Origin of the sequence: Sulfuricaulis sp., assembly GCF_041499725.1 — a bacterium.
In the GTDB taxonomy this organism is placed as follows: Bacteria; Pseudomonadota; Gammaproteobacteria; order Acidiferrobacterales; family Sulfurifustaceae; genus Sulfuricaulis.
On sequence record NZ_JBGQKW010000028.1, the window covers coordinates 1 to 22,614 of the forward strand.

Sequence of the window (22,614 nt, forward strand, 5' to 3'; positions counted from 1 at the left end):
CAATGAAAAAAATCATCGTTCTGCTGTCATTAATTTTGGCCGGGTGCAGTTCTCTCTATCTCGACACCAGTGACCTCCTGAGAGACCAGAATAAAGAAAACCTGAAGAAGCTATCCGTTGGCCAGCCCAAGGACCTGGTCATGGAGCTCATGGGAAGGGATCCGTCCAAGGGCGTCTTCATGTGGATAGACAATCCCTACCGCACCGAAGTCCTCACGGGCAAGGACGGCAAAACCTACGAGGTCCTGTACTACTACACCGACCTGAAGGCACGTGACGATAAAATCACCGACGACGAATTAACACCAGTGGTTCTCCAGAACGGCAAGCTTATCGGCTGGGGATATCCGTTCCTAGATCAGAAAGTGCCGCCCAAACCGACCTATTCCCGCTAGGGTAGAAACCCGCGTCTTGCGGCGGGCAGCCGTCGCATCGGTTAGCGGCTAATGCAGCATGGCATGGGTCACGGAAATCACGGTCACGCCGAGGGCAATCAGCACGATCTGCTGCACGGTGGCGCTGAATTCGGTCCGCTTGTGCAGGCCGGGGATGAGATCGGCCACGGCAATGTAGATAAAACTCGACGCCGCGATGGCCAGCACGTACGGCACTACCGTGTTGGCCAGCGACAGAGAAAAATAGGCGACCACGCCGCCGATGACCGTCGTCAGACTGGTCAGCATGTTGTAGAGCAGCGCCTTCCCGCGGCTGAAGCCGCTGTGCAGAAGCACGGCAAAGTCACCCAGCTCCTGCGGGATTTCGTGCGCGATGACCGCGATGCTCGTGACCACGCCGAGATGCACGTCGGTCAGGAACGCCGCCGCAATCAGCACCCCGTCCACCATATTATGGATGCCGTCGCCGATCAGGATCAGATTGCCGGTCGCCGCATTACGTACCTTGTCCATGTCCGGGACATGCGCTTCACAGTCTTCGGTGTGGCAGTGGCGCCAGATAACCATTTTCTCGAGCAGAAAGAAAATCAGAATGCCGCACAGCACCGTGAGCGTGACGGCATGCGCATCCACGCCCGGAACCTCGAAGGCGTGCGGCAGGATCGCCAGAAACGCCGCGCCAAGCAGCGCGCCGATGGCGAAGCTGACCATGGGCGAGAGCATCCGCGTACGCACGCTCTCCGGCAACAGCAGAAAAGCGCCGGCCGCGAGTACGCTCAGCACACCACCGAGGATAGTAAAGGCAATAATCCAGAGAATCAGGGAATTCATTTTCAGGAACCGCGCGGCAGGAAGACCGGCATCATAGCCTAACGCGCGCTTTTATCCAGCCAGATCAGCGAGGCCATGCGCCCACAATTGCCGTCACGCCGATGCGAGAAAAACAGATTACGTTCGCGCAGCGTGCAACGCAATCCACCGTAAACGGCATGCACGCCCTGCGCGCGCAACCGCCGCCGCGCGATATCGTAAAGATCGGCCAGCCAGTGTCCCTTGCGGTTGCGCACGGGCGTGAAGGATTCTTCCAATTCGCGATCCACCCGGATAAACGTCTGCCGCACCTCGTCGCTGACTTCGTAGGCCGAAGGACCGATGGCCGGTCCGAGCCAGGCCAGCAGATTGGCGGTCGGCAATTGGATCTTTCGCAGACCCTCCTCGACGATTCCCGCCGCCAATCCGCGCCAACCGGCATGCAGCACCCCGATGCGCGTGCTGCGCCGGTCGCATAAAAAAATCGGCAGGCAATCCGCCGTCAACACCGCACAGACCACGCCGGGCGTACCGGTCACGCAACCGTCCGCCTCTTCGCGGGGGCCGGCGTCGAAAGCATCGATGACGCGGGTGCTGTGCACCTGCGTCAGCCAGATCGGGTCGGCGGGAAGTTTCAAGACCTCGCCCAGCAACGCGCGATTGCGGCGCACGGTGCCGGGTTCGTCGCCCACGAGGTTGCTGAGATTGAATGACGCATACGGCCCGACGCTGAATCCGCCGTTGCGCGTCGTTGTCAGCGCCTTCACGTGCACCGGCGCCGGCCAGTCGGGATAAACGAATTCGAGGGTATTGATCGCCGCCATCTTTGGTTTTTCTGTCCTGCTGGCGGGTGATATTACATTATTGTGTGCGCTCCGCGCACGGTTTGAAAAGCTAATTGCGGGTGGCTCCGCCCCTGCACCGGTTTTCTGTCGAGCGGCCTGCGGCCGCGTGTACTTGTGGGTGGCTGACCCACGGCAGGTGACTTTCTCTTGTGCGCACAAGAGAAAGTCACCAAAGAGAATGCGCCCCGGTCGCTTCGCCGCCCATACACCGGGTGGTTCCCTGCGCGTCTCGCGGCGGCCGGGCGCTCGCCTAACTCGCCGGGCGCACAATACGCGCCTCGGGCTCGATCAAAAGTCTCGCGAATACTCCCGGCCTTGCTCGGTGCTCGGCTCGCTCCGACGGGGATTGGAGCTACCCACCTCCAACCTTCACGCGGAGGTGTTTTCAAACCCCCGTATGGCGCACCCGAGCCCCGCCAGGCTTTGGGCGAGCGCCCCGAAGGGGGCAAAGACAGGATGTCTTTGCCTGACTCGCGCGACATGGATGTCGCGTCGAGTCAGCGCCGGGTCCCAAAGCCGCGGAGGCGAGGGAGTATTTGCGCCATCCGGGGCGTGCTTTCTTTGGTTTCTTTCTTTGCACGAGCAAAGAAAGAAACCCGCCCGCGGTGCGGGGAACCGCAATTAGCTGTTGAGATCGCGCGCACAGCGCGCGATACCATTCAAGGCATGGATTCCCACTTTCGCGGGAATAACGACTGTGTTGCAGGGGCGGAGCCACTCGTCATTAGCTTTTCATCATCGCCGAAGGCGATTCGACAAAATTATTTCGAGTGAACCTTGGCATCCAATGCCAAGGCCTCCATCAATTTGCTCATGTCCTCCGGCACCGACGTCGCCCACTGCACCCGCTTTCCCGTCCCCGGATGAACCAATGAAAGCTTCAACGCATGCAAGGCCTGGCGTTTGAAGTGCCGCAGTTCATTTTTGAGATGCTCGCTCGCGCCAGCGGGAATTTTCAAGCGCCCACCGTACACCGGGTCGCCGACCACGGGATAATGCAGGTGCGCCATGTGCACGCGGATCTGGTGCGTGCGGCCGGATTCGAGCTTCACCTGCACCAGTGTGTGTGCGCGATACTTCTTCATCACCCGGTAATGACTCACGGCGGGTTTTCCCCGGTCGCTCACCGCCATGCGTGTGCGTTGGGTTCGATGCCGTCCGATCGGCGCGTCGATCGTCCCGCCCGCGACCATGACACCGCTGACGATCGTGAGATATTCGCGCTCGACGCTGTGCTCCTGAAGCTGTTCGATCAGGTGCCGGCGGGCGCGCTCGGTCTTCGCGACCACCATCAGGCCGGAGGTGTCCTTGTCGAGCCGGTGCACGATCCCGGCGCGCGGGAGCACGGCCAATGCCGGGGCATGATTCAGCAAAGCATTCAGCAGGGTTCCCTCCGGATTGCCCGCGCCCGGATGCACCACCAATCCCGGCGGCTTGTTGATGACGAGGATATCGCCGTCTTCATGGACGATCTCGAGCGATATCGCCTGCGCCTTCCAGTTACCCTCCACCGGCGGTGGTGCCAGGATTTCCACCGCATCGCCCTCCTTGACCTTATCGCGTTTACGCGGAACACGGCCATTCAGCAGCACGCGGCCGTCCTCGATCCACTGCTGCAGCCGGGAACGCGTGATGTCGGCGAACAGCGCCGCCAGCGCCTGGTCGAGCCGCTGGCCGGCCAGTTCGGACGGGATCCGCGCCGATAGTTTTTTTTCCTGGTTCATGTCTGCCGACGGCCTTTCCGGCGCTGCGAAATCGGGTTAAGCTGGTGCGACTTTATACGTTGTGTCGGGGTAAATCGAATCATGCGTCGCATCACCGGATTGATCGCCGTTCTTTTCATTGCGCTGTTTTTCTCTGGATGCTCCGGCGTCGACGACCCGACCAAGAACTGGCCGCCGGAGAAATTGTTCAAGGAAGCCAAGGATAAAGTGGCGGATGGCGATTATGAAACCGGCATCAAGTATTTCGAGAACCTGGAGGCGCGTTATCCCTATGGCCGCTATTCCGAACAGGCGCAGCTGGAAATCGCTTATGCCAACTATAAATTCGACGAGCCGGCGCTCGCCATCGCCGCCGCCGACCGCTTCATCCGTCTGCATCCCACCCATCCAAACGTCGATTACGCCTATTACCTCAAAGGCTTGGTGAATTTTCACGGCGAGAAGGGCTTCGCCAACTGGCTCCTGGGCGCGAAGGACGATCTTTCCGACCGCGACCCCAAGGGTGCGCTCGAATCCTACAGCGCGTTTCGTGAAGTGGTGGAGCGCTTTCCCAACAGCCGCTACGCCGAGGATGCCCGGCAGCGCATGACGTATCTGTTCGAGGCGCAAGCAAGATACGAAACCCAGGTGGCGCGCTTCTATTATGAGCGCAGCAGCTATGTCGCGGCGATCAACCGCAGCAAGTACGCGCTGGCAACTTATCCGCGCACGCCTTCCACCGAAGATGCCCTCGGCATCATGGCGCTGTCCTACAAGTCCATGGGCATGAACGATATGCTGAAGGACACCATGCGCGTGCTGACCAAGAACTTTCCAAACAGCCGCTATCTCGCCGAGGTCGAAGCAGCCGCCGCAAACCACTGAGCGACGACGCCACGGTACTTGTTTTACCCCGAGTTAAATCGCTTCCGGCCCCTGCTCGCCGGTGCGAATGCGGACCACCTGTTCGACGGTCGTCACGAATATTTTTCCATCGCCGATCTTGCCGGTGCGCGCGGCGCCGGTGATGGCCTCGATGCAGCGGTCCAGCATGTCATCCGCGACCACGATCTCGATCTTCACCTTGGGCAGGAAATCCACGACGTATTCCGCGCCGCGGTAGAGTTCCGTGTGCCCCTTCTGCCGGCCGAACCCCTTGACCTCGGTCACGGTCAGCCCGCTCACGCCGGCTTCGGACAGGGCCTCGCGCACGTCGTCGAGCTTGAAGGGCTTGATGATGCAATCGATTTTTTTCATTGTCGGAAACCTCGAATCGTATGTCGGATGCCTGACATCTATTAAATACCACCTGCCGGGGCATTGCCACCGGGTTCATTTTTCGCGTCGGTGCCGTAGCCCGAGGTGATGGGGTAGCGCCGGTCGCGGCCGAAAGCCCGCGGCGTGATGCGCACACCCGGCGCCGCCTGGCGACGCTTGTACTCATTACGGTCCACCATACGCAACACCCGGCGCACAACGGTCTCGTCGAAGCCCGCGGCAATAATATCGTCCGCGGACTGGTCCAGCTCGACATAGCGTTCAAGGATCGGATCGAGCACCGAATACGGCGGCAGGCTGTCCGTATCCTTCTGGTCGGGCGCCAACTCGGCCGAGGGCGGGCGCTCGAACACGCGCCGCGGAATAACCGGTTTGATCTTATTACGGTACTCGGCCAGACGATATACCAACATCTTGGGCACGTCCTTGATGGCGGCGAATCCACCGGCCATGTCGCCGTAGAGCGTGGCATAGCCCACCGACATCTCGCTCTTGTTGCCGGTCGTCAGCACCATCTTGCGGGTCTTGTTCGAGATCGCCATGAGCAAGGTGCCACGGATGCGCGCCTGGACGTTCTCTTCAGCGGTGTCCGGCTTCATGCCCTTGAATTCCTCCTTGAGCGCGCCGAGAAAAGATTCGAACATGGGGTCGATCGGAATGAAGCTGTATTTCACGCCCAGCGCCGTGGCCTGGAAACGCGCGTCCTCCAGGCTCATCGCGGCGGTATATTGCGATGGCATCATGACAGCCTCGACCCGCGACGCGCCGATCGCATCCACCGCGAGACACAGCGTGAGCGCCGAATCGATGCCGCCGGACAGGCCGATCACCGCTCCGGCAAAACCGTTCTTGCCGATATAATCGCGCACACCCAACACCAGCGCCGAATACACGCTTTCCTCCTCGGAAAGTTCCGGCATGACCGAGCCGGTAACGGGCGTGACCTGCCCATCAGTGTCGACTTCTACGAGATACAATCCCTCCACAAAGGCCGGTACGCGCTGGGTCATTTCACCCCGCCCGTCCACCACGAATGAATCGCCGTCAAAGACCAGTTCGTCCTGGCCGCCGACGAGGTTCAGGTACACGATGGGCACGCCGTTGGCGCGTGCGCGGCGGGCGACGACGTCGAACCGCTCTTTGCCCTTGTTCTTGTGGAACGGCGAGGCGTTCAGATTGATCATGAGTTTCGCGCCGGCGTTCTGCGCCTGCTCCACCGGGCCCTGTTCCCACACGTCCTCGCAAATGGTGATGCCGGTGGGAACACCCTGCAGGTCGATCACGCAGGGATTAGCGCCTTCGGCGAAATAGCGTTTCTCGTCGAAGACGCCATAGTTGGGAAGACGATGCTTATAATAGGTCGCCGTCACTTTGCCGTCGCGCAGCAGCGACGCGGCATTGAAAATTTTTCCGTACTGCCGCTTGGGGTAACCGACGATGACATCGATCCCTGAGATTTCCTTCAGCATCCCGCCCAGCGCGAGTTCCACGCGCACCGAAAGGTCGGGGCGCAGCAGCAGATCCTCCGGCGGATAGCCGGTCAGCGCCAGCTCGGGGAAAACTACGACGTGTGCTTTGAGTTCGTCGCGCGCGCGTTTCGCCGCCGCGATCATCTTCGCGGCATTGTTCGGGGCGTCTCCCACCAGCAGGTTCAGCTGGCCGAGGGCGATGCGCAGGCGCGATCCCATGTCAGGTCAGCACTTCGCGCATGCGCGCGCCGATCTCCGCGGGCGAGCGCACGATGTGCACACCGGCCGCCTGAAGCGCACGGAACTTCTCTTCGGCCGTGCCCATGCCGCCGGCTATCACCGCGCCGGCATGCCCCATGCGCTTGCCCTTGGGCGCGGTCACGCCGGCGATATACGCCACCACCGGCTTCTTGACGTGATTCTTGATATACGCGGCGGCGTCTTCCTCCGCCTGCCCGCCGATCTCGCCCACCAGCACCATGCCGCGGGTGGCGGGATCGGCCTCGAACATCCGCAGGCAATCAACGAAATTGAGCCCTTGGATCGGATCGCCGCCGATGCCGACACAGGTACTCTGGCCGAGCCCCTCCTGCGTGGTCTGGTACACGGCTTCATAAGTCAGCGTGCCCGAGCGCGACACGATACCGATCGGACCCGGCTTGTGAATCGCACCCGGCATGATGCCGATCTTGCATTCGCCCGGGGTGATGATGCCGGGGCAGTTGGGGCCGATGAGCGCGACGCCCGGATACTGATGCAGCGCCGCCTTGACCTTGCGCATGTCGCGCACCGGAATGCCCTCGGTGATGCACGCGATCACCTTGATGCCGGCCGCGGCCGCCTCCAGGATGGAATCGGCGGCGAACGCCGCCGGCACGTAGATCATGGTCGCGCTGGCGCCGGTGACATGCACGGCTTCGCGCACCGTATTGAACACGGGCAATCCCAGATGCACCTGCCCGCCCTTGCCCGGCGTCACGCCGCCGACCATTTTGGTGCCGTAAGCAATCGCCTGCTCGGAATGGAACGTGCCCTGCTTGCCGGTGAAGCCCTGGCAGATCACCTTCGTATTCTTGTCGACCAGTATGCTCATAAAACATTTTTAAGAATTTTAAACCGCCAAGGACGCCATGAACGCCAAGAAATACTTCTTTGAATTAATTTTGAATGAAATATATTCAATATTTATTTCCTGACTTGGCGTCCTTGGCGGTTTAAATTATTTCTTTGCCGCAGTAACGACCAGCTTCGCGGCGTCCGTAAGACTGTCCGCTGCGGTGATTTTCAAACCGCTGCCCTTCAGCAGCGCCCGTCCCTTGTCCACGTTCGTGCCTTCGAGACGCACCACCACGGGAATCGTTATCCCGACCTCCTTCACCGCCTTGATGATGCCCTCGGCGATGAGATCGCAGCGCACGATGCCGCCGAAGATGTTGACCAGGATCGCTTTCACGTTCGTATCGGAGAGAATGAGCTTGAACGCCTCGGCCACCTTGTCCGCCGTGGTACCGCCGCCGACGTCGAGGAAATTCGCCGGCGCCCCGCCGTGCAGTTTGATCAGGTCCATGGTCGCCATCGCGAGCCCGGCGCCGTTCACCATGCAGCCGATGTTGCCGTCGAGCGCGACGTAGCTGAGTCCGATTTCGTGCGCCTTGTGTTCCTTGGGATCGTCCTGCGAAGCGTCGTGCAACTCCTCCAAGGCCTTCTGGCGGAACAGCGCGTTGTCGTCCACCTGGATCTTGGCGTCGAGCGCGATCAGCTCGCCGTCCGCCACCACGGCGAGCGGGTTGATCTCGACGAGGCCCAGGTCGCGGGCACAGAACAGATGATACAGGCTCAGCATCAGGCGTGAGAGTGCCGCGATCTGCTTGTCCTTGAGGCCCAGGGCGAAACCGATCTCGCGGCACTGGTACGCCTGCAGGCCGGCCACGGGGTCGGCGACCGCTCTCAGGATTTTCTCCGGATGCTTCGCGGCGATCGTCTCGATGTCCATGCCGCCGGCGCTCGAAGCGATGACCACGACACGCTCGAGCGCGCGGTCCATGAGGCACGCCAGGTAGAGTTCATGCAGCACCACGCTCGGCAACTCGACGAGCAACCGCTTCACGGGTTGTCCGGCGGGGCCGGTCTGATGCGTCACCAGCCGCGTGCCGAGCAGATCGCCGGCCGTCTTCTCCAGCGCGTCGCGTCCGAAAACCTTTTTCACGCCGCCGGCCTTGCCGCGTCCGCCGGCGTGGATCTGCGCCTTCACCACCCAGCTGTCGCCGCCCAGTTCATCGGCCGCTTCCAAGGCCTCGTCCACGGAAAACGCCGGTCGGCCCGACGGGACGGGAATGCCGTATTCGGCCAGCAGGGCTTTGGCCTGGTATTCGTGAAGATTCATGTGCGAGTCATCGTTGTTAACCCTCACCCCTTGTTCCCGCCGGGGCGCACAAGAATCCTGTGCGCCCGTTCGGCGGGGAAAAGGTCCACTGGACCTTTTCCTGTTTCCGCCTCACCTCCCACTTCGCGGGAGAGGGGGAGATGGATGTCTATTCGTATGGTTCGCGCGCAATTTATCACATCACGCGGGCGCCGGCCTATTCGTATCGCAGGGCTTCGATCGGGTTCAGACGTGCCGCTTTGCGCGCGGGATAAATGCCGAAGACGATGCCGATGCCGGCGGAGAAGAGAAAGGCGAGAAGCACCGAACTCACCGACACCGACGTCGTCCAGCCGGCGAGTTTCGAAAGCATGACGGTCGCCGTCCAGCCGCAGGCTATCCCGGCAAGGCCACCCACGACGCTGACCACCACCGCTTCGGTAAGGAACTGCACGAGGATGTCGCGCGGACGCGCCCCCACGGCCTTGCGCAGGCCCACCTCGCGCGTACGCTCGGTGACCGACACCAGCATGATATTCATGATGCCGATGCCGCCCACGAGCAGCGAGATCGCCGCGATCGCGGCGAGCAACATGGACATGGTGCGGCTGCTTTCCGATAGCGCCGACTGGATGTCGGCGAGGTTGCGGATCTGGAAGGCGTCTTGCCGCTGCGACGGCGGAACCTTGTGGCGCGTAAGCATGAGCTGCGTCGCCGTGTCGGTCACCGGCTGCAGGTCATCGGAAGTCTCGGTTTCGATATCGATGTAGTCCACATAGTCCTTTCCGAGAAGCCGGTGCATGGCGGTGAGCACCGGGATCACCACGACATCGTCCTGATCCTGAAAACCGGTGGCGCCTTTCTCGGGCAAGACGCCGATCACCTGAAAGTTCACGCGATTCAGCTTGATGTATTCGCCGATGGGGTTCTGATCGCCAAAAATTTCGCGCACCACCGTAAGTCCGACCAGCGCCACGCGTGCCCTTCGCTGATTCTCTTCTTCGGTGAAAAAACGGCCGACCTGGGGCTCGGAGGCGCGCATGCGCGCGTATTCGGGCCCCGTCCCCCGCACCAGGGTGTTCCAGTTCTTGTTGCCGGACGTGACGCGCACACGCCCGGTGACATTGGGCGCTGTTTCCTTGACACCGGCCACGTGCTCGCGGATGGCCGCCACGTCCTCGATCGTAAGCCGCGTTGTCGCCCCCGCTTCCTGCGCAACGCCCGCGACGCGTACGGCTCCCGGACGCAGCATCAGCATGTTCGAGCCTAACGAGGCCAGCGAGGCCTCAATCGCCTTCTGAGCGCCGCTTCCGAGCGCGAGCATGGCGACCACGGCGGCGACACCGATCAGGATGCCCAGCATCGACAGCGCCGTGCGCACCTTGTTGGTCGCCAGTGCGCGCAGGCCCTGGTGCAGATGCTCGCCGATTTCAGCGAGCCGCCATCGGTCCTTGATTTGCGGGCGCGCCGCCGAAGCGGTGGGCGCCGGCCGTCCAGCCGTTCCCGTGCGTTCATCCGATTGCACCACGCCGTCGCGGACACGGATGCGCCTATGTGCCTCGCGCGCGACTTCCTCCTCGTGCGTCACCATCACGACGGTGATGCCTTGGCGGTTGAGTTCTCTGAGAACAGCGAGAATTTCCTGCTGACTGGCGGTATCGAGGTTGCCGGTAGGTTCATCCGCCAGCAGGATGCGCGGCTCGTTGACGAGCGCCCGGGCGATCGCCACGCGCTGCTGCTGACCGCCCGACAGTTCATTCGACTTGTGATGCACCCGATCCTTGAGCCCCACCTGCGTCAGTAAAGCGTCGGCACGCACGAGATCGAGATGATGGCGCGAATAAAGAAGCGGCATGGCCACGTTCTCATCCGCGGCTATCCGCGGCAAGAGATTGAACTGCTGAAAAACAAATCCGATGGCCTCGCGGCGCAACACCGCCAGCTCGTCTTCCACGAGGTGCGCTACCTCCTTGCCGAGAAGCCGATAGGACCCCGAATCGGGAACATCGAGCAACCCGATCACGTGCATCAGCGTGGATTTGCCCGAACCGGAGGGACCGGTTATCGCCACATATTCGCCGGGCTCGATGGTGAGCGACACGCCGCGTAACGCGTACACGGTCGTGTCGCCCATGCGATAGGTTTTGTGGATATCTTTGAGCTCGATCATCCCTGCAAGCCGTGCTACCGCTTCCTGCCGAAAGGCATGAACGGGCTCGAGGCCGCATCACTGCGCGCACCGGTCTGAAGACGCAGGGCAAGCAGCTTCTCACCCTCGGCCACTCCTTCCAGAACCTCGGTGCGTTTGCCGTCGCTCAGGCCCACCTTGATCTCTTTTTCAATCGGCGATCCGTTAGGCTTCTTCGGCGGAAGCAATACATACATATGCCCGTCGCGCGATTTCAAGGCGTCGCCCGGCACCAGCAGCACATTCCGGCGCGAGGCCGTGACGAAACTGACGTTCGCTGTCATGCCGCTGCGCATGAATGTCGGGGTCTTGTCGGGCAGGACGTTGACTGAATAGGTGGTAACGTTGTTCACGGTCTTGGCGTCGAAGGCGATTTCATCCACTTTGCCGGTGAATGACTGATCCGGATAGGCATCCAGGACGATGCTTGCCGGCTGGCCAAGACGAATCTGGGCAAGATCGGTCTCGTCGACCTGAGCTAACACGATTAGATAATCTGACATCACGAATATGGCGTCAGCGCTGGTGAAGGTCTGCCCCGCTTCGACGTTACGAGTGATAATGGTACCGTTCACAGGCGCGAGAATTGGGGTGGACCGATAGAGTTCTTCCCAGTGCTTCAGTTCATCTGGACCTTTGGCACGTGCCGCGTCAATGAGCGCGGCGCGCTCGGTGGAACTCATCCAGGCGAGAATCTGACCCTTGGTGACTTTGTAACCCTCATCCACCAATACTTGTTCGGCCCGTCCCGGGATTGGCGCCTTGATATCGAGCCGGTTCTTAGGCGCCACCGTGCCGGTACTCAGGATCGTGACCTCGAGATCGCCGCGGCTAACGGTCAACTCACGATAGACCGGCTGCGCGTTGCGGCCTGAAATCCAGTACACCGCCGCACCTCCCGCTATCGCTAAGACCAGTACAGCAGCCACAACCACCATGCGGCGACTACGCATCGCTTCCAGCATTTTCACGGAATCACCCCTTTCCCCTGCGCCTGTTCCCAGGCCGCCTCGGCCACGACTCGATCGCGCTGGCTTTGCAGGAAGTTTTTTTGCCTTTGAATGAGATCGCTCTCGAGACGGTCCCAATCTTCAAATGACATGAGACCATTGTTGTATTTGCTGCGCGCAATTTCGGCGCGCGTGAATGCCGCATCCAGGAAAGCCTGGTCTACTTTGAGTTTCTCCGCCGACTCGGCGTAACTCGCATAGGTTTGTTTGAGGTTCACCAGCAGCTGATGCTCCGTGGAATCCGTGTTCGAAGCAGCCGCTTCGAGACTCGATACCGCGCTCTTGGTCGCGTAGTAATCTTTGCCGCCGCTGTAGATCGGCACATTGAGATTAAGACCCACGGTGCGACGCGTGGTGTCGGGAAACCAATCGTTGCCCACGCGGCCGACACTGCCCGAGAGATTGAGGCTGGGGTACAAACCGGAACGTGCCAGTGTAACGCCCGCGACGGCGGATTTCTGCTGCGCCGCCGCCTGCTGATAATTGGGCACCTGCCGTGCGAGTTCGCGAAAGTCAGGAACCGTTCCGGGCTCTATGAGCGGAATGTCCCCGCGCGCCTCAAGTTCATCCATCTCAGCGCGGCCCAACACGCGGTCGAGCTGGGCCTGCGCCGAAACAAGATCATGCTGTGACTGTAAATGATCATAGCGCGCCTGCGCCAGCGAAGCTTTCGTCTGAAGATAGGAGCCCTTGTTCTCATTTCCGCTCTCGAAACGCAGTCCGACGAGACGCAGGTTTTCTTCCTGACGGTGCATAATGTTCTCTGTCAGGATAACGTTGTCCTGCGCGTACTTTAATCCGACAAATGCGACTTTGAGATCCTGACTTAATTTTGCCTTTGCCACCGCCAGACTCGCTTCGGAGACCTCGCGGTTAGCCGCGCCTTGTTCGATCTTGGCCCGGTCCTGAAAACCGGCAAAAAGATTTTGGCTGAGCAAGACCGAAGCGTCGTAGTTCGTGCCCGATGTCGTGGACACTCCGGCAATACCCGATGTCGCCTCTGAACCCGATCTGTCGGTGTAACTGGTTTCCGCGGAAAGTTGCGGAAGATAGCCGCTATAGGCGCCCTTGGCGGTGAAGCTCGCGGCTTCCAGATTGGCGCGGGCGCTGTGAAGGTCGGGGTTATTTGCCGCCGCCTCCTGCACGCAGGCCTCCCAGCTCAGCACCGTGGACGAACCGGCCCAGACGGACAGCGTCAGAACAAGCATGGATACGGGAATCAGCCGCAGGGAAATACCGGCAATCGGGGGCCCTGGCGCATTGCGCGCCTGGCTGGCGAAGGCTGCGGGTACAAGCCATCTAAACCACTGTGTCATTGCGCGAAATCTCCTGCCTGACCACCGGAACCCATTCTGCCTTATCACGACCCGATTGCAGCGCCAATAATCCAGCGTTATTATCACTGACTGACCGGTCGGTCAGTAATATCGTATGACGTGTCAGAACATTAGGCAATAGAGAACAACATGGTTTCGGGCTCAGCGGCAACCACCCCAAAACGTCCGGTCGGCGACGCCACGGCACGCATCCTCGCGGCGGCCGAGGCGCTGTTCGCCAAACACGGTTTCGATGCCGTCTCCATGAACGCCATCGCTGAACGTGCCAACGTCAGCAAGGCGAACATATTTCATCACTTCAGCTCCAAGAAGGCGCTCTACCTGGCAGTCTTGCGTGTTGCCTGCCGCGATTCCACGGAGCACCTGCAGCAACTGTTCGTGGAGACCGGACCGCTGCCGGAACGTCTGACCAACTTCACCCAGAAACAACTCGCCAGTATGTTCGAACATGGCGAAGTCACGCGTCTGATTCTGCGTGAACTGCTCAAGGACGGCGAGCGCCAGGGCCGCGATCTTGCCGAAAAGGTGTTCGGCGACAATTTTGCACAACTGGTCGAAATCCTGCGCACCGGTCAGGCCAGCGGAGAATTGCGCGCCGACATGGACCCGGCCATGATCGCCACCCTGCTGATCGGCGCCAGCGTGTTCTTCTTCGAATCCCAGGAAGTCCTGCGGCATTTTCCGGATGTGAAGTTTGCACACGATCCACAACGCTACAGCAGCCTGCTGGTTGACATACTGCTGCGCGGTATACTGTCCGAAAATGGCGTTAAGCACAGACGCGCCGACAAACCCGGTCCACCCTCCTCCGCTCAACAATAAGGAATAATTCCATGAGCCGCTCATCCCTTTGGATCGTTCTGCTTGTGTTCGCCATCATCGTTTTTGGTTGCGGGAAAAAGGAAGAACAGAAACCGCCGGAAAATATTGCCAACGTCACGACGACACAAGTCGTCGCGCGCGATCTGCCACTGACGGAAAGTGCCGTCGGCTCAGAAACCTGGGTCAGCCAGGCGGATACCTACGACCCGACCCGCGATCTCGCGCGCCGCTTTTATATCCGTCTGCCGTTTCCGCTGGACATCGTGCGGCGCCTGAAGATCGGTGAGTCTGTCACCCTGACCAATTTCGAGGATGGTAAAAAGACGATCGGCGTCATACGTGAAATCCGCCCCGCGCTCAGCACCATGACCCAGACCGTCGAGGTGATCGCCGAGGTGAAGAACCCCGGTGGCTGGCGGCCGGCCGGCAGCGTGCGCGGGGAAGTTTCGCTTGAGATACATCGCAACATGCCGGTCGTGCCGGAACAGTCCATCGTACTGCGTCCCGCGGGTTCCGTGATTTATGTTATCTCGGATAATGTGGCGCACGCGCATCCGGTAAAAACTGGAATCCAGCGTGACGGCATGATCGAAATTCTCGAGGGCATCCAGCCGGGGTGGATCGTCGCCGTCGACGGCGCCGCCTTGTTGAGCGACGGCGCCAAGGTCAGCGTGCGCGCCGCCACACCGGCGACCTCCGGCACGCCATCGGCACCCGGCTCATGACGCTGCCTGAATTTTCGATCAAGCGCCATGTGTTCACCCTGATGGTGAGCCTGGTGCTGGTCCTGTTCGGCATTATCGGCTTCTCCCGCCTTGGTCTCGACCGCTTCCCCAAAATCGATTTCCCCGCGGTGACGGTCACCACGACCATGAAAGGCGCCGATCCGGATATCGTTGACAAGAATATCACCGACATTATCGAAGAAGCGTGCAGCCAGGTGCCCGGGGTCAAATCGATCATGTCGAGCTCGGCGCTGGGTGCGTCGGTGGTCGGCGTCGAGTTCGATCTCGACAAGAATCTCGATGTCGCCTACCAGGAGGTCAAGTCCAAGGTGGACACGGTGGTCAAGCGACTGCCGGACGATTCCGACCCGCCGGTGGTGCGCAAGGTCGAGGTGGGCGCCTCGGCCGTCATCTGGCTGGCGCTGCAGGGCGACCGTACCGTGCAGCAGCTCAACACCTACGCTGAAGAGATCATCAAGCCGCGGCTCGAGACCATCAGCGGTGTCGGTGACGTGGTCATCGGCGGGCAGATCAAACGTACCATCCGCATTTGGCTCGATAACGAACGCCTGCACGCCTTCAATCTCTCGCCCCTCGAGGTGCGCAATGCCTTCGTGCGCGAGCATATATCGCTGCCGGGCGGATTTCTCGGCGGGCAAAGCCGTGAACTGCTGATCAAATTCGACGCCGAGTTCGAAACCGTCAAGGCCATGAACAAACTCGTGGTCGCCTACCGTCAGGGCTCGCCGGTTTATCTCAAAGATGTGGCGCGGCTCGAAGACGGCCTGGAAGACCCGCGCAAACTCGCCCGCTACAACGGTAAACCGGCCGTGGGCCTGGGCGTGGTCAAGACCAGCGGTGCCAATACCGTGGCGGTGGTGGACGCCGTCAAACAGCGCGTCGAGAAGGAAATCATCCCGACATTGCCGCCGGGTCTGTCGATACGTTACTCCTCCGACGATTCCGTCAGTATCCGCCAATCCATCGAGGCGCTGCAGGAACATCTGCTGCTGGGCACGCTATTCGCGGCGATCATGGTGTTTCTGTTTCTCAAGAGCGGACGCTCAACCCTCATCGTCGCCACCGCCATCCCGGTCTCGCTGTTGGCGACATTCGCGGTGATGTACTTTGCCGACTACACCCTGAACAAGGTCACCATGCTTGGATTGTTACTGCTGATTGGCGTGGTCGTCGACGACGCTATCGTGGTGCTCGAAAACATCTTCCGTCATCGCGAGGAGGACCATGAAGCGGTGGTGAAAGCGGCGATACGCGGTTCCGATCAGGTGATATTCGCCGTGCTGGCCTCGACGCTGACGCTGGTGTCGATCTTCCTCCCGGTCGCGTTCATCAGCGGCATTCTCGGGCGCTTCCTGAGCTCGTTTGCACTGGTTGTCACCACCGGCGTGCTGGCCTCACTGTGGGTATCGCTCACGCTCACACCCATGCTCAGCTCGCGCTTCCTGACGCTACCCGACCACAATGGACGGCTCTACAAAGCGCTGGAAGGGACTTACGTCGGACTGGAAAACACCTACCGTAAATTGTTGCAGCTGACGATTGCGAACCGCTGGAAGGTCATAGGCTTGGCCTCCCTCGTGGTGCTGTCCAGCGCCTTTTTCTTTGCACAGGTCGGCAAGACATTCGTGCCTGAAGAAGATGAATCGCGTTTCGTCATCAGCGTACACACGCCGCTCGGCTCCAATCTCGACTACACCTCCGGCATAATTTCTCAGGTCGAGGCCATTCTGGCCAAGCGCGCAGATGTCTACAGTTACTTCGTGACTATCGGCCTTGGTGATATCGGCCAAGTGAACGCCGGCGACATGCTCGTGCGTCTGCAGGAAAAGACGCGGCGCAAACTCAGCCAGCAGGAAATCATGGGGCAGCTGCGGCGGGAGATCAATCAAATCCCCGGCATACAGGCGTTTATCGCGCCCTTGAGTTTCATCGGCGGTCAGCGCAGCGAGCCGCTGCAGTTCGCCATCCGCGGTCCCGACCTGCAAAAAATCGACCGGTTGTCGGACGAGATGGTGACGCGGCTGGGAAACATCCAGGGCATGGCCAAGGTCGACAAGGATCTGAAACTCGATCTACCGCAGATCAATCTGACCATCGACCGCGAGCGCGCCGCGCAACTGGGCATCAGCGCCCAGGACGTGGCCCTGACACTGAACGCCATGACCGGCGGCGTGGATATCGCCGAGTTCAAGGATCAGAGCCAGCGCTACAAAATCCGCCTGCAAACGGAATCCAGCCAGCGCGTCAGTGCCAGCGACCTCAAGCGCCTGTACGTGAAAAACAAGCTCGGCGACCTGGTGCGGATGGACACGCTCGTCAAGCTCGAAGAAGGACTCGGCCCGGCCGTCATCACGCGGCGCGACCGCCAGTACGCCGGTTTCATCTACGGCAGCCTAGAGACCCTGCCGCTCGGCGCCGCGACGGACGCGGTCAGGAAAATCGGCGGCGAGATTCTGCCCGCGGGCTACTCCATCGCCTTCACCGGCCAGGCGGAGGAATTCGCCAAGACCGGCGGCTACGTGTTGTTCGCTTTCGGGATGGCGCTCATCATGATTTACATGGTGCTGGCCAGCCAGTTCAATTCATTGCTCCAGCCGCTCGTGGTCATGATGGCGCAGCCGCTCGCCATCATCGGCGGCGTCGCGGCGCTGTGGATAGCGTCGTTCTGGACCGAAGCCACGCTCAATATTTTCTCCATGATCGGCATGATTCTGCTGATGGGCCTGGTCGCCAAAAACTCAATTCTGCTGGTCGATCTCACCAATCAGTACCGCGCGCAGGGCAAGAGTGTCGATGACGCCCTGAGCGAGGCCTGCCCCCACCGGATGCGGCCGGTGCTGATCACCTCGCTCACGGTCATCGCCGCCATGACCCCGGCGGTGATCGGACTCGGACCCGGCGTAGAGAGCAACCGTCCGCTGGCGCTGGTGGTGGTGGGCGGCATGATCTCTTCCACCCTGCTCACCCTGGTCGTGGTGCCGGCGGTGTACTCACTGGTGGAAAATTGGCGCACGCACCGCGCGGACGCCAAGGGAGCAAGCACATGAAGCGCTGGATTTCTCTCGGCATTTTTTTCGTGTTCAGCGTCCCGGCCGCGGGCGGCGACCTGCTCGACCTCTATCGCCAGGCGAAAACCAGCGACCCGGCCTGGCTGGCGGCGCAGGCGGGATATCAGGCCGGCATCGAAAAGGCGCCCCAGGGGCGTGCGCTGCTGTTGCCGACGCTGGGGCTTTCTGCCTCCAGGTCGGGAAGCGACCAGCAGGTCACCATACCGAGCGGGAGCAATATTTATCACTACAGCACCGATACCTATGCCATTCAGCTCACCCAGCCGTTGTATAGCAAACAGAACTCCGCCAGCTACGCCCAGGGACTCGCCGGGGCCAGTCAGTCGGAATTCGAACTGGAGCTGGCGCGGCAGGATCTGATCCTGCGTGCCAGTCAGGCCTATTTCGACGTGCTCGCCGCCCAGGATGCGCTCGACTTCGTCATCTCGGAAAAAGAATCGATAAGCAAACAGCTGTCGCTGGCCAAGCGCAATTTCGCCGTGGGTAACGCCACGCTCGTGGACGTGCACGAGGCGCAGGCACGCTACGACATCGCCGCGGCGCAACAGATCACGGCCGCCAACTTCCTCGAGGTCAAAAAGGAGGCCTTGCGGATGTTGACCGGTAACGAACCCGGCACACTGGCGCGGCTCGACACAAAACTCGAACTGCAAGCGCCCGAACCGGCGGATATGAATCAATGGGTGGAAACCTCCGTCAATGCAAACCAGCGCATCAAGTCGCAACGGGAAGCGGTCGAAATCGCGCGGCAGGAAGTCGAGAAAAGCCGCGGTGGACATCTGCCCACGCTCGACCTGGTCGCCTCGCGGGCCTACTCCGATGCCGGCGGCAGCGTGCTAGGCTTCGCGATCGAATCCACCACAAACCAGATCGGGCTGCAGTTCCAGATGCCGTTGTATCAGGGCGGCGGCATCTCATCCAAGGTGCGCGAATCCGTGGCGCAACTGGAAGTGGCCAGTCAACGCCTGGATCAGACGCGGCGGCAGGTGGCGCAGCAAGTGCGCGAATCCTATCTCGCCGTCATCAACGGCGTGGCGCGCGTGCAGGCACTGGAACAGGCGCGGATCTCGAACGAGCGCGCACTCGAATCCACCGTGATCGGCTACGAGCGCGGCGTGCGCACCGGAGTGGACGTGCTCAATGCCCAGCGCGAGCTGTTCCGCACCCGGCTGAGTCTGTCCCAGGCGCGCTACGATTACCTGATCAGCCGCCTGTTCCTGAAGGCCGCGGCCGGCACGCTCCAGGAACAGGACCTGGAAGGCATTAATCGTTTGTTGGCCCACAAATCATCGGGTTGATCGCTTACGCCGTGCATGTCTCGGCCCCACGCGTTTAGAATGAAAGCATGCATGTCAGTGTCGTAGACAGCTTGGAAAAAATTCCCGCTTCGGGCTGGAATGCGCTTGTAGATGGATCCAATCCGTTTCTGCGCCACGAATTTCTGTCGGCCTTGGAATCCACCGGCTGCGTCAGCGCCAAAACCGGCTGGCAACCGCAGCATCTGATCGTGCATCGCGATGCGTCGTCGACAGGCGATCTTGTCGGTGCCCTGCCGCTGTATCTGAAAAACCATTCTTACGGGGAATATGTGTTCGATTGGGCCTGGGCCAACGCCTATGAGCAGGCCGGCCTGCGTTACTATCCCAAACTGGTTGCCGGCATACCGTTCACGCCCGTCACGGGGCCGCGGCTGTTGAGTATTGCCGGCGCTGAATCCACGACGATAAAAAAACACCTCGTCGACAGTGCCCTGGAACTCATGCGCGAACACCAGGCATCTTCCCTGCACTGGTTGTTTGTCACGCCGGAAGACGCGCAACGGCTCGAGACGGAAGGCCATCTGCTGCGCACCGGATGCCAGTTCCATTGGAGCAACCCCGGCTACCGCGATTTCGAGGATTTCCTGTCGACCTTCACGGCGCAGAAGCGCAAGAAAATCAGGCGTGAACGCCGCCATGTGCAAGAAGCGGATATTACGATGGAAATACGTACGGGTACTACGATCGAACCGTCGCACTGGAATGTTTTCCATGAGTTCTATCATTCCACCATCCTTGCCCATGGCGCGATGCCCTATCTCTCGCGAGAGTTTTTTCACAGGCTGGGCGAAACGATGCGTGACCACATCGTGCTCGTGTTCGCGCGCCACGGCACGGACTACGTGGCGGGCGCGTTGAATCTGCGCGGAACCGACACGCTCTACGGCCGCTACTGGGGCAGCCGTGGAGAGTTCCACAGCCTGCATTTCGAAACCTGCTATTACACCGCGATCGAATACTGCATCGCGCAAGGACTCAGCCGTTTCGAGGCCGGCGCCCAAGGTGAACACAAGCTGGCGCGCGGTTTCACGCCCGTGGTCACGCGCTCGGCGCACCGCCTCGTGCATCCGCGGTTCAGCCGCGCCGTCGCAGACTATCTGGCGCGCGAGCGCCTCGATGTGCATGCCTACGTGAACGAACTCAATGAACGTGCGCCTTTCAAAAAAGCACTGACGGCGGAGAAATAGCACGCCATGTTCGTCCTGAAGCCCGATGCAGCCGATCTGCGCTTCCCGCCGGTGGAGCTGGCCTCGCCCGAGGGCCTGCTGGCCGTGGGCGGCGATCTGCGCGCCGAACGCCTGCTCGAAGCCTATCGTCACGGGATCTTTCCCTGGTACAACCCGGGCCAGCCGATCCTGTGGTGGTCGCCGGACCCGCGCGCCGTGCTGTTTCCATCGAGGCTGAAGGTCGCGCGCAGTCTGCGCAAGACACTGCGCCGGAAAAAATTCGACGTCGTCCTCGACACTGCCTTCCGCGATGTCATGCAGCATTGCGCGCTACCACGGCCCGGGAATCCAGCCGGTGGCACATGGATCACGCCGGAGATGATCGAGGCCTATGGTGTGCTGCACGACCGGGGGCTGGCCCATTCCGTCGAGTCCTGGCGCGAGGGAAAACTGGTCGGCGGTCTGTACGGCGTCGCCATGGGTAGCGCCTTCTTCGGTGAATCCATGTTCAACCGCGAAACCGACGCCTCCAAGGTGGCGTTCGTGCACCTGGTAAGACAGCTTGAACGCTGGGGCTATGCGTTCATCGATTGCCAGATTTCCTCGACACATCTTTTCAGTCTGGGCGCGGAGGAAATCCGCCGCCACGATTTCATGACGCGGCTGGAACAAGCGCTCAAACAACCCGACCGCCCGGGCCGCTGGCGCTTTGAACCTGATTTGACGGTGTAAAAGGATTCACAAGGACCATTTCTGGGTTTATCCTGTAAATTCCGTTTCACTCCTGTCCATTCGAGAATGGCATGACGAGTCACCTGAAACCGCCGGAAATATTTCTTTCGATGCCGCATCCGTGCAGCTACCTGCCGGGTCGCACCGCGACATCGCTTTTCCTCGATCCGCGCCAGCCGCTCGACAGCCGCCAGTACGCGGGTTTCATGCGGCTCGGCTTCCGGCGCAGCGGTGACCTCGTCTACCGGCCGCATTGCCGCGAGTGCAATGCCTGCATCCCGGTACGCATCCCCGTAGAGCGTTTTCGTCCCGATCGTGGGCAAAGCCGCATCTGGAAACGCAACCAAGATTTGTCAGTCATCGCGCGCCCTCCGCTCTACAGCCCGGAACATTTTGACCTGTATAAGCGCTATCAGGCCGCGCGCCATCCAGGTGGCGGCATGGACGACCCCGACCCCAAGAAGTACATCAATTTTCTCGCCTCACAGCATATCCATTCCGTTTTCTACGAAATCCGGCTCCAGAACAAGCTCCTGGGGGTGGCAATCACCGACATCCTTCCGGACGGGCTTTCGGCGGTCTATACCTTCTTCGATCCGGATGAAAAGCGCCGCTCGCTCGGCGTGTATGCGGTGTTGTGGCAGGTGGCGCAAGCCGCGGAACGTCACCTGCCGTGGCTTTATCTGGGCTACTGGATCAAGGAATGCTCGAAAATGGCCTACAAGGGCAATTACCGCCCGCTGGAGATTTTCCACAACGGCCACTGGATTCAGCAGGACAGCCCCATCGGATCAAGGCCGTAACCCCTCGCCTTCCCTGGCACGTCCATTGCAGATTATGAAGGGAGGTAGTCACCGGTCCATCCGGTAGGGGTGTAACATCATGCTCAGCTTTCTGTACCGGCTCGTCGAAAACTATCACCGCGAACACGGGCTGCATCCGAACCTGCTCTACGTGAACCAGTGGCATTACCAGAAACTGCTGGAGTGCCTCCCGGAGATGAAAAGCCAGGAAGAGGTTTCCCGGTTTCTGATGATGCAGGTCGTCATCAGCTCGGAGGCGGTGCATCCATACGTCGCCTGGCTTCCGATCAACGTCGGCGCGCACCTCGGCCGCGAGCGGGAACGCATCCTCTAAATCATCGTCCTCCGACCGCCCGGCCGGGGCGGCATCATACTGCTTTACGCCCACTCGGGACTGCGGCATTATACGCCGCCAATTATCGATCCGGCGCGAATGGCTTGCATTGGTTTTCGTGGCGCCGGATCAATAATTAAACCTCTTTTAAGATTGCCTATTATTGCGGCGGCAAGGCATCTTAATCATGCTCAAGGCACGACCCTGTTTATCGGGATCTGCGTTCA

General features: G+C 60.6%; 20 protein-coding genes. 10 read left to right on the top strand and 10 right to left on the bottom strand.

Going from position 1 to position 22,614, the window contains the following annotated elements; all coding sequences use genetic code 11:
- Window positions 1–395: DUF3192 domain-containing protein (locus ACC569_RS06680; RefSeq protein ID WP_372522726.1), on the top strand; the 395-nt coding region annotated here is incomplete at its 5' end.
- 48 nt (window positions 396–443) lie between these two features.
- Here the strand turns inward: ACC569_RS06680 and ACC569_RS06685 are convergent.
- The 3 genes from ACC569_RS06685 to rluD all read right to left on the bottom strand — a co-directional run bounded on the left by ACC569_RS06685 (window position 444) and on the right by rluD (window position 3,774).
- Entirely contained in the window at window positions 444–1,226 is a 783-nt protein-coding gene (locus ACC569_RS06685) for a ZIP family metal transporter (protein ID WP_372522727.1), read from the bottom strand.
- Window positions 1,227–1,264: 38 nt separating this feature from the next.
- A complete protein-coding gene (pgeF, locus tag ACC569_RS06690) occupies window positions 1,265–2,029 on the bottom strand; it encodes a peptidoglycan editing factor PgeF (protein ID WP_372522728.1) in 765 nt (254 codons plus the stop codon).
- A gap of 782 nt (window positions 2,030–2,811) precedes the next feature.
- Window positions 2,812–3,774 carry a 23S rRNA pseudouridine(1911/1915/1917) synthase RluD gene (gene rluD / locus ACC569_RS06695; RefSeq protein WP_372522729.1) on the bottom strand — a complete coding sequence of 321 codons (963 nt, stop codon included), beginning with the start codon at window positions 3,772–3,774 and terminating at the stop codon, window positions 2,812–2,814.
- A gap of 81 nt (window positions 3,775–3,855) precedes the next feature.
- Here rluD and ACC569_RS06700 point away from each other — a divergent pair, with 81 nt between their 5' ends.
- The gene (locus ACC569_RS06700) at window positions 3,856–4,638 is read left to right on the top strand and encodes an outer membrane protein assembly factor BamD (RefSeq protein WP_372522730.1); all 783 of its coding nucleotides are present in this window, start codon (window positions 3,856–3,858) and stop codon (window positions 4,636–4,638) included.
- A 33-nt stretch (window positions 4,639–4,671) separates the two neighbouring features.
- Here the strand turns inward: ACC569_RS06700 and ACC569_RS06705 are convergent, their stop codons facing one another.
- From ACC569_RS06705 to ACC569_RS06735, 7 genes are all read right to left on the bottom strand, one after another.
- A complete protein-coding gene (locus ACC569_RS06705; protein ID WP_372522731.1) occupies window positions 4,672–5,010 on the bottom strand; it encodes a P-II family nitrogen regulator in 339 nt (112 codons plus the stop codon).
- A 41-nt stretch (window positions 5,011–5,051) separates the two neighbouring features.
- On the bottom strand, window positions 5,052–6,719 hold the full coding sequence (locus tag ACC569_RS06710) for an NAD+ synthase (protein ID WP_372522732.1): 1,668 nt from the start codon (window positions 6,717–6,719) through the stop codon (window positions 5,052–5,054).
- 1 nt (window position 6,720) lies between these two features.
- Entirely contained in the window at window positions 6,721–7,593 is an 873-nt protein-coding gene (gene sucD, locus ACC569_RS06715; protein ID WP_372522733.1) for a succinate--CoA ligase subunit alpha, read from the bottom strand.
- Window positions 7,594–7,719: 126 nt separating this feature from the next.
- Window positions 7,720–8,883, bottom strand: a complete 1,164-nt coding sequence (sucC, locus tag ACC569_RS06720; RefSeq protein ID WP_372522734.1) for an ADP-forming succinate--CoA ligase subunit beta — start codon at window positions 8,881–8,883, stop codon at window positions 7,720–7,722.
- Window positions 8,884–9,079: 196 nt separating this feature from the next.
- The gene (locus ACC569_RS06725) at window positions 9,080–11,032 is read right to left on the bottom strand and encodes an ABC transporter permease (RefSeq protein ID WP_372522735.1); all 1,953 of its coding nucleotides are present in this window, start codon (window positions 11,030–11,032) and stop codon (window positions 9,080–9,082) included.
- A 14-nt stretch (window positions 11,033–11,046) separates the two neighbouring features.
- Window positions 11,047–12,015 carry an efflux RND transporter periplasmic adaptor subunit gene (locus tag ACC569_RS06730; RefSeq protein WP_372522753.1) on the bottom strand — a complete coding sequence of 323 codons (969 nt, stop codon included), beginning with the start codon at window positions 12,013–12,015 and terminating at the stop codon, window positions 11,047–11,049.
- A gap of 2 nt (window positions 12,016–12,017) precedes the next feature.
- Complete coding sequence (locus ACC569_RS06735) at window positions 12,018–13,376, bottom strand: TolC family protein (protein WP_372522736.1); 1,359 nt, start codon at window positions 13,374–13,376, stop codon at window positions 12,018–12,020.
- Window positions 13,377–13,526: 150 nt separating this feature from the next.
- On the opposite strand from ACC569_RS06735, the gene ACC569_RS06740 reads away from it, so the two are divergent.
- The 8 genes from ACC569_RS06740 to ACC569_RS06775 all read left to right on the top strand — a co-directional run bounded on the left by ACC569_RS06740 (window position 13,527) and on the right by ACC569_RS06775 (window position 22,387).
- Complete coding sequence (locus ACC569_RS06740) at window positions 13,527–14,219, top strand: TetR/AcrR family transcriptional regulator (RefSeq protein ID WP_372522737.1); 693 nt, start codon at window positions 13,527–13,529, stop codon at window positions 14,217–14,219.
- An 11-nt stretch (window positions 14,220–14,230) separates the two neighbouring features.
- Window positions 14,231–14,944 carry an efflux RND transporter periplasmic adaptor subunit gene (locus ACC569_RS06745; protein WP_372522738.1) on the top strand — a complete coding sequence of 238 codons (714 nt, stop codon included), beginning with the start codon at window positions 14,231–14,233 and terminating at the stop codon, window positions 14,942–14,944.
- Window positions 14,941–18,012, top strand: coding sequence for an efflux RND transporter permease subunit (locus tag ACC569_RS06750; protein ID WP_372522739.1), 3,072 nt, complete (start codon window positions 14,941–14,943; stop codon window positions 18,010–18,012). The genes ACC569_RS06745 and ACC569_RS06750 overlap by 4 nt, the downstream gene beginning before the upstream one ends.
- Complete coding sequence (locus ACC569_RS06755) at window positions 18,009–19,331, top strand: TolC family outer membrane protein (RefSeq protein ID WP_372522740.1); 1,323 nt, start codon at window positions 18,009–18,011, stop codon at window positions 19,329–19,331. Before ACC569_RS06750 ends, ACC569_RS06755 begins: the two co-directional genes overlap by 4 nt.
- A 47-nt stretch (window positions 19,332–19,378) precedes the next feature.
- Window positions 19,379–20,539: a GNAT family N-acetyltransferase gene (locus ACC569_RS06760; RefSeq protein ID WP_372522741.1), complete on the top strand. Its 1,161-nt coding sequence runs from the start codon at window positions 19,379–19,381 to the stop codon at window positions 20,537–20,539.
- 6 nt (window positions 20,540–20,545) lie between these two features.
- Complete coding sequence (gene aat / locus ACC569_RS06765; RefSeq protein ID WP_372522742.1) at window positions 20,546–21,250, top strand: leucyl/phenylalanyl-tRNA--protein transferase; 705 nt, start codon at window positions 20,546–20,548, stop codon at window positions 21,248–21,250.
- A 71-nt stretch (window positions 21,251–21,321) separates the two neighbouring features.
- Window positions 21,322–22,053 (top strand): arginyltransferase, encoded by a 732-nt coding sequence (locus ACC569_RS06770; RefSeq protein WP_372522743.1) that lies wholly within the window; start codon window positions 21,322–21,324, stop codon window positions 22,051–22,053.
- A 79-nt stretch (window positions 22,054–22,132) separates the two neighbouring features.
- Complete coding sequence (locus ACC569_RS06775) at window positions 22,133–22,387, top strand: hypothetical protein (RefSeq protein WP_372522744.1); 255 nt, start codon at window positions 22,133–22,135, stop codon at window positions 22,385–22,387.
- The last annotated feature ends 227 nt before the right edge of the window (window positions 22,388–22,614 follow it).

What these genes read in the sequence shown, in the direction of transcription:
- pgeF (WP_372522728.1), bottom strand. Translation starts at nt 2,029, where the DNA reads ATGGCGGCGATCAATACCCTCGAATTCGTTTATCCCGACTGGCCGGCG.
- ACC569_RS06740 (WP_372522737.1), top strand. Translation starts at nt 13,527, where the DNA reads ATGGTTTCGGGCTCAGCGGCAACCACCCCAAAACGTCCGGTCGGCGAC.
- ACC569_RS06705 (WP_372522731.1), bottom strand. Translation starts at nt 5,010, where the DNA reads ATGAAAAAAATCGATTGCATCATCAAGCCCTTCAAGCTCGACGACGTG.
- rluD (WP_372522729.1), bottom strand. Translation starts at nt 3,774, where the DNA reads ATGAACCAGGAAAAAAAACTATCGGCGCGGATCCCGTCCGAACTGGCC.
- ACC569_RS06735 (WP_372522736.1), bottom strand. Translation starts at nt 13,376, where the DNA reads ATGACACAGTGGTTTAGATGGCTTGTACCCGCAGCCTTCGCCAGCCAG.
- ACC569_RS06685 (WP_372522727.1), bottom strand. Translation starts at nt 1,226, where the DNA reads ATGAATTCCCTGATTCTCTGGATTATTGCCTTTACTATCCTCGGTGGT.
- aat (WP_372522742.1), top strand. Translation starts at nt 20,546, where the DNA reads ATGTTCGTCCTGAAGCCCGATGCAGCCGATCTGCGCTTCCCGCCGGTG.
- ACC569_RS06745 (WP_372522738.1), top strand. Translation starts at nt 14,231, where the DNA reads ATGAGCCGCTCATCCCTTTGGATCGTTCTGCTTGTGTTCGCCATCATC.
- ACC569_RS06730 (WP_372522753.1), bottom strand. Translation starts at nt 12,015, where the DNA reads ATGCTGGAAGCGATGCGTAGTCGCCGCATGGTGGTTGTGGCTGCTGTA.
- ACC569_RS06750 (WP_372522739.1), top strand. Translation starts at nt 14,941, where the DNA reads ATGACGCTGCCTGAATTTTCGATCAAGCGCCATGTGTTCACCCTGATG.
- sucD (WP_372522733.1), bottom strand. Translation starts at nt 7,593, where the DNA reads ATGAGCATACTGGTCGACAAGAATACGAAGGTGATCTGCCAGGGCTTC.
- ACC569_RS06710 (WP_372522732.1), bottom strand. Translation starts at nt 6,719, where the DNA reads ATGGGATCGCGCCTGCGCATCGCCCTCGGCCAGCTGAACCTGCTGGTG.
- ACC569_RS06725 (WP_372522735.1), bottom strand. Translation starts at nt 11,032, where the DNA reads ATGATCGAGCTCAAAGATATCCACAAAACCTATCGCATGGGCGACACG.
- sucC (WP_372522734.1), bottom strand. Translation starts at nt 8,883, where the DNA reads ATGAATCTTCACGAATACCAGGCCAAAGCCCTGCTGGCCGAATACGGC.
- ACC569_RS06700 (WP_372522730.1), top strand. Translation starts at nt 3,856, where the DNA reads ATGCGTCGCATCACCGGATTGATCGCCGTTCTTTTCATTGCGCTGTTT.
- ACC569_RS06755 (WP_372522740.1), top strand. Translation starts at nt 18,009, where the DNA reads ATGAAGCGCTGGATTTCTCTCGGCATTTTTTTCGTGTTCAGCGTCCCG.
- ACC569_RS06775 (WP_372522744.1), top strand. Translation starts at nt 22,133, where the DNA reads ATGCTCAGCTTTCTGTACCGGCTCGTCGAAAACTATCACCGCGAACAC.
- ACC569_RS06770 (WP_372522743.1), top strand. Translation starts at nt 21,322, where the DNA reads ATGACGAGTCACCTGAAACCGCCGGAAATATTTCTTTCGATGCCGCAT.
- ACC569_RS06760 (WP_372522741.1), top strand. Translation starts at nt 19,379, where the DNA reads ATGCATGTCAGTGTCGTAGACAGCTTGGAAAAAATTCCCGCTTCGGGC.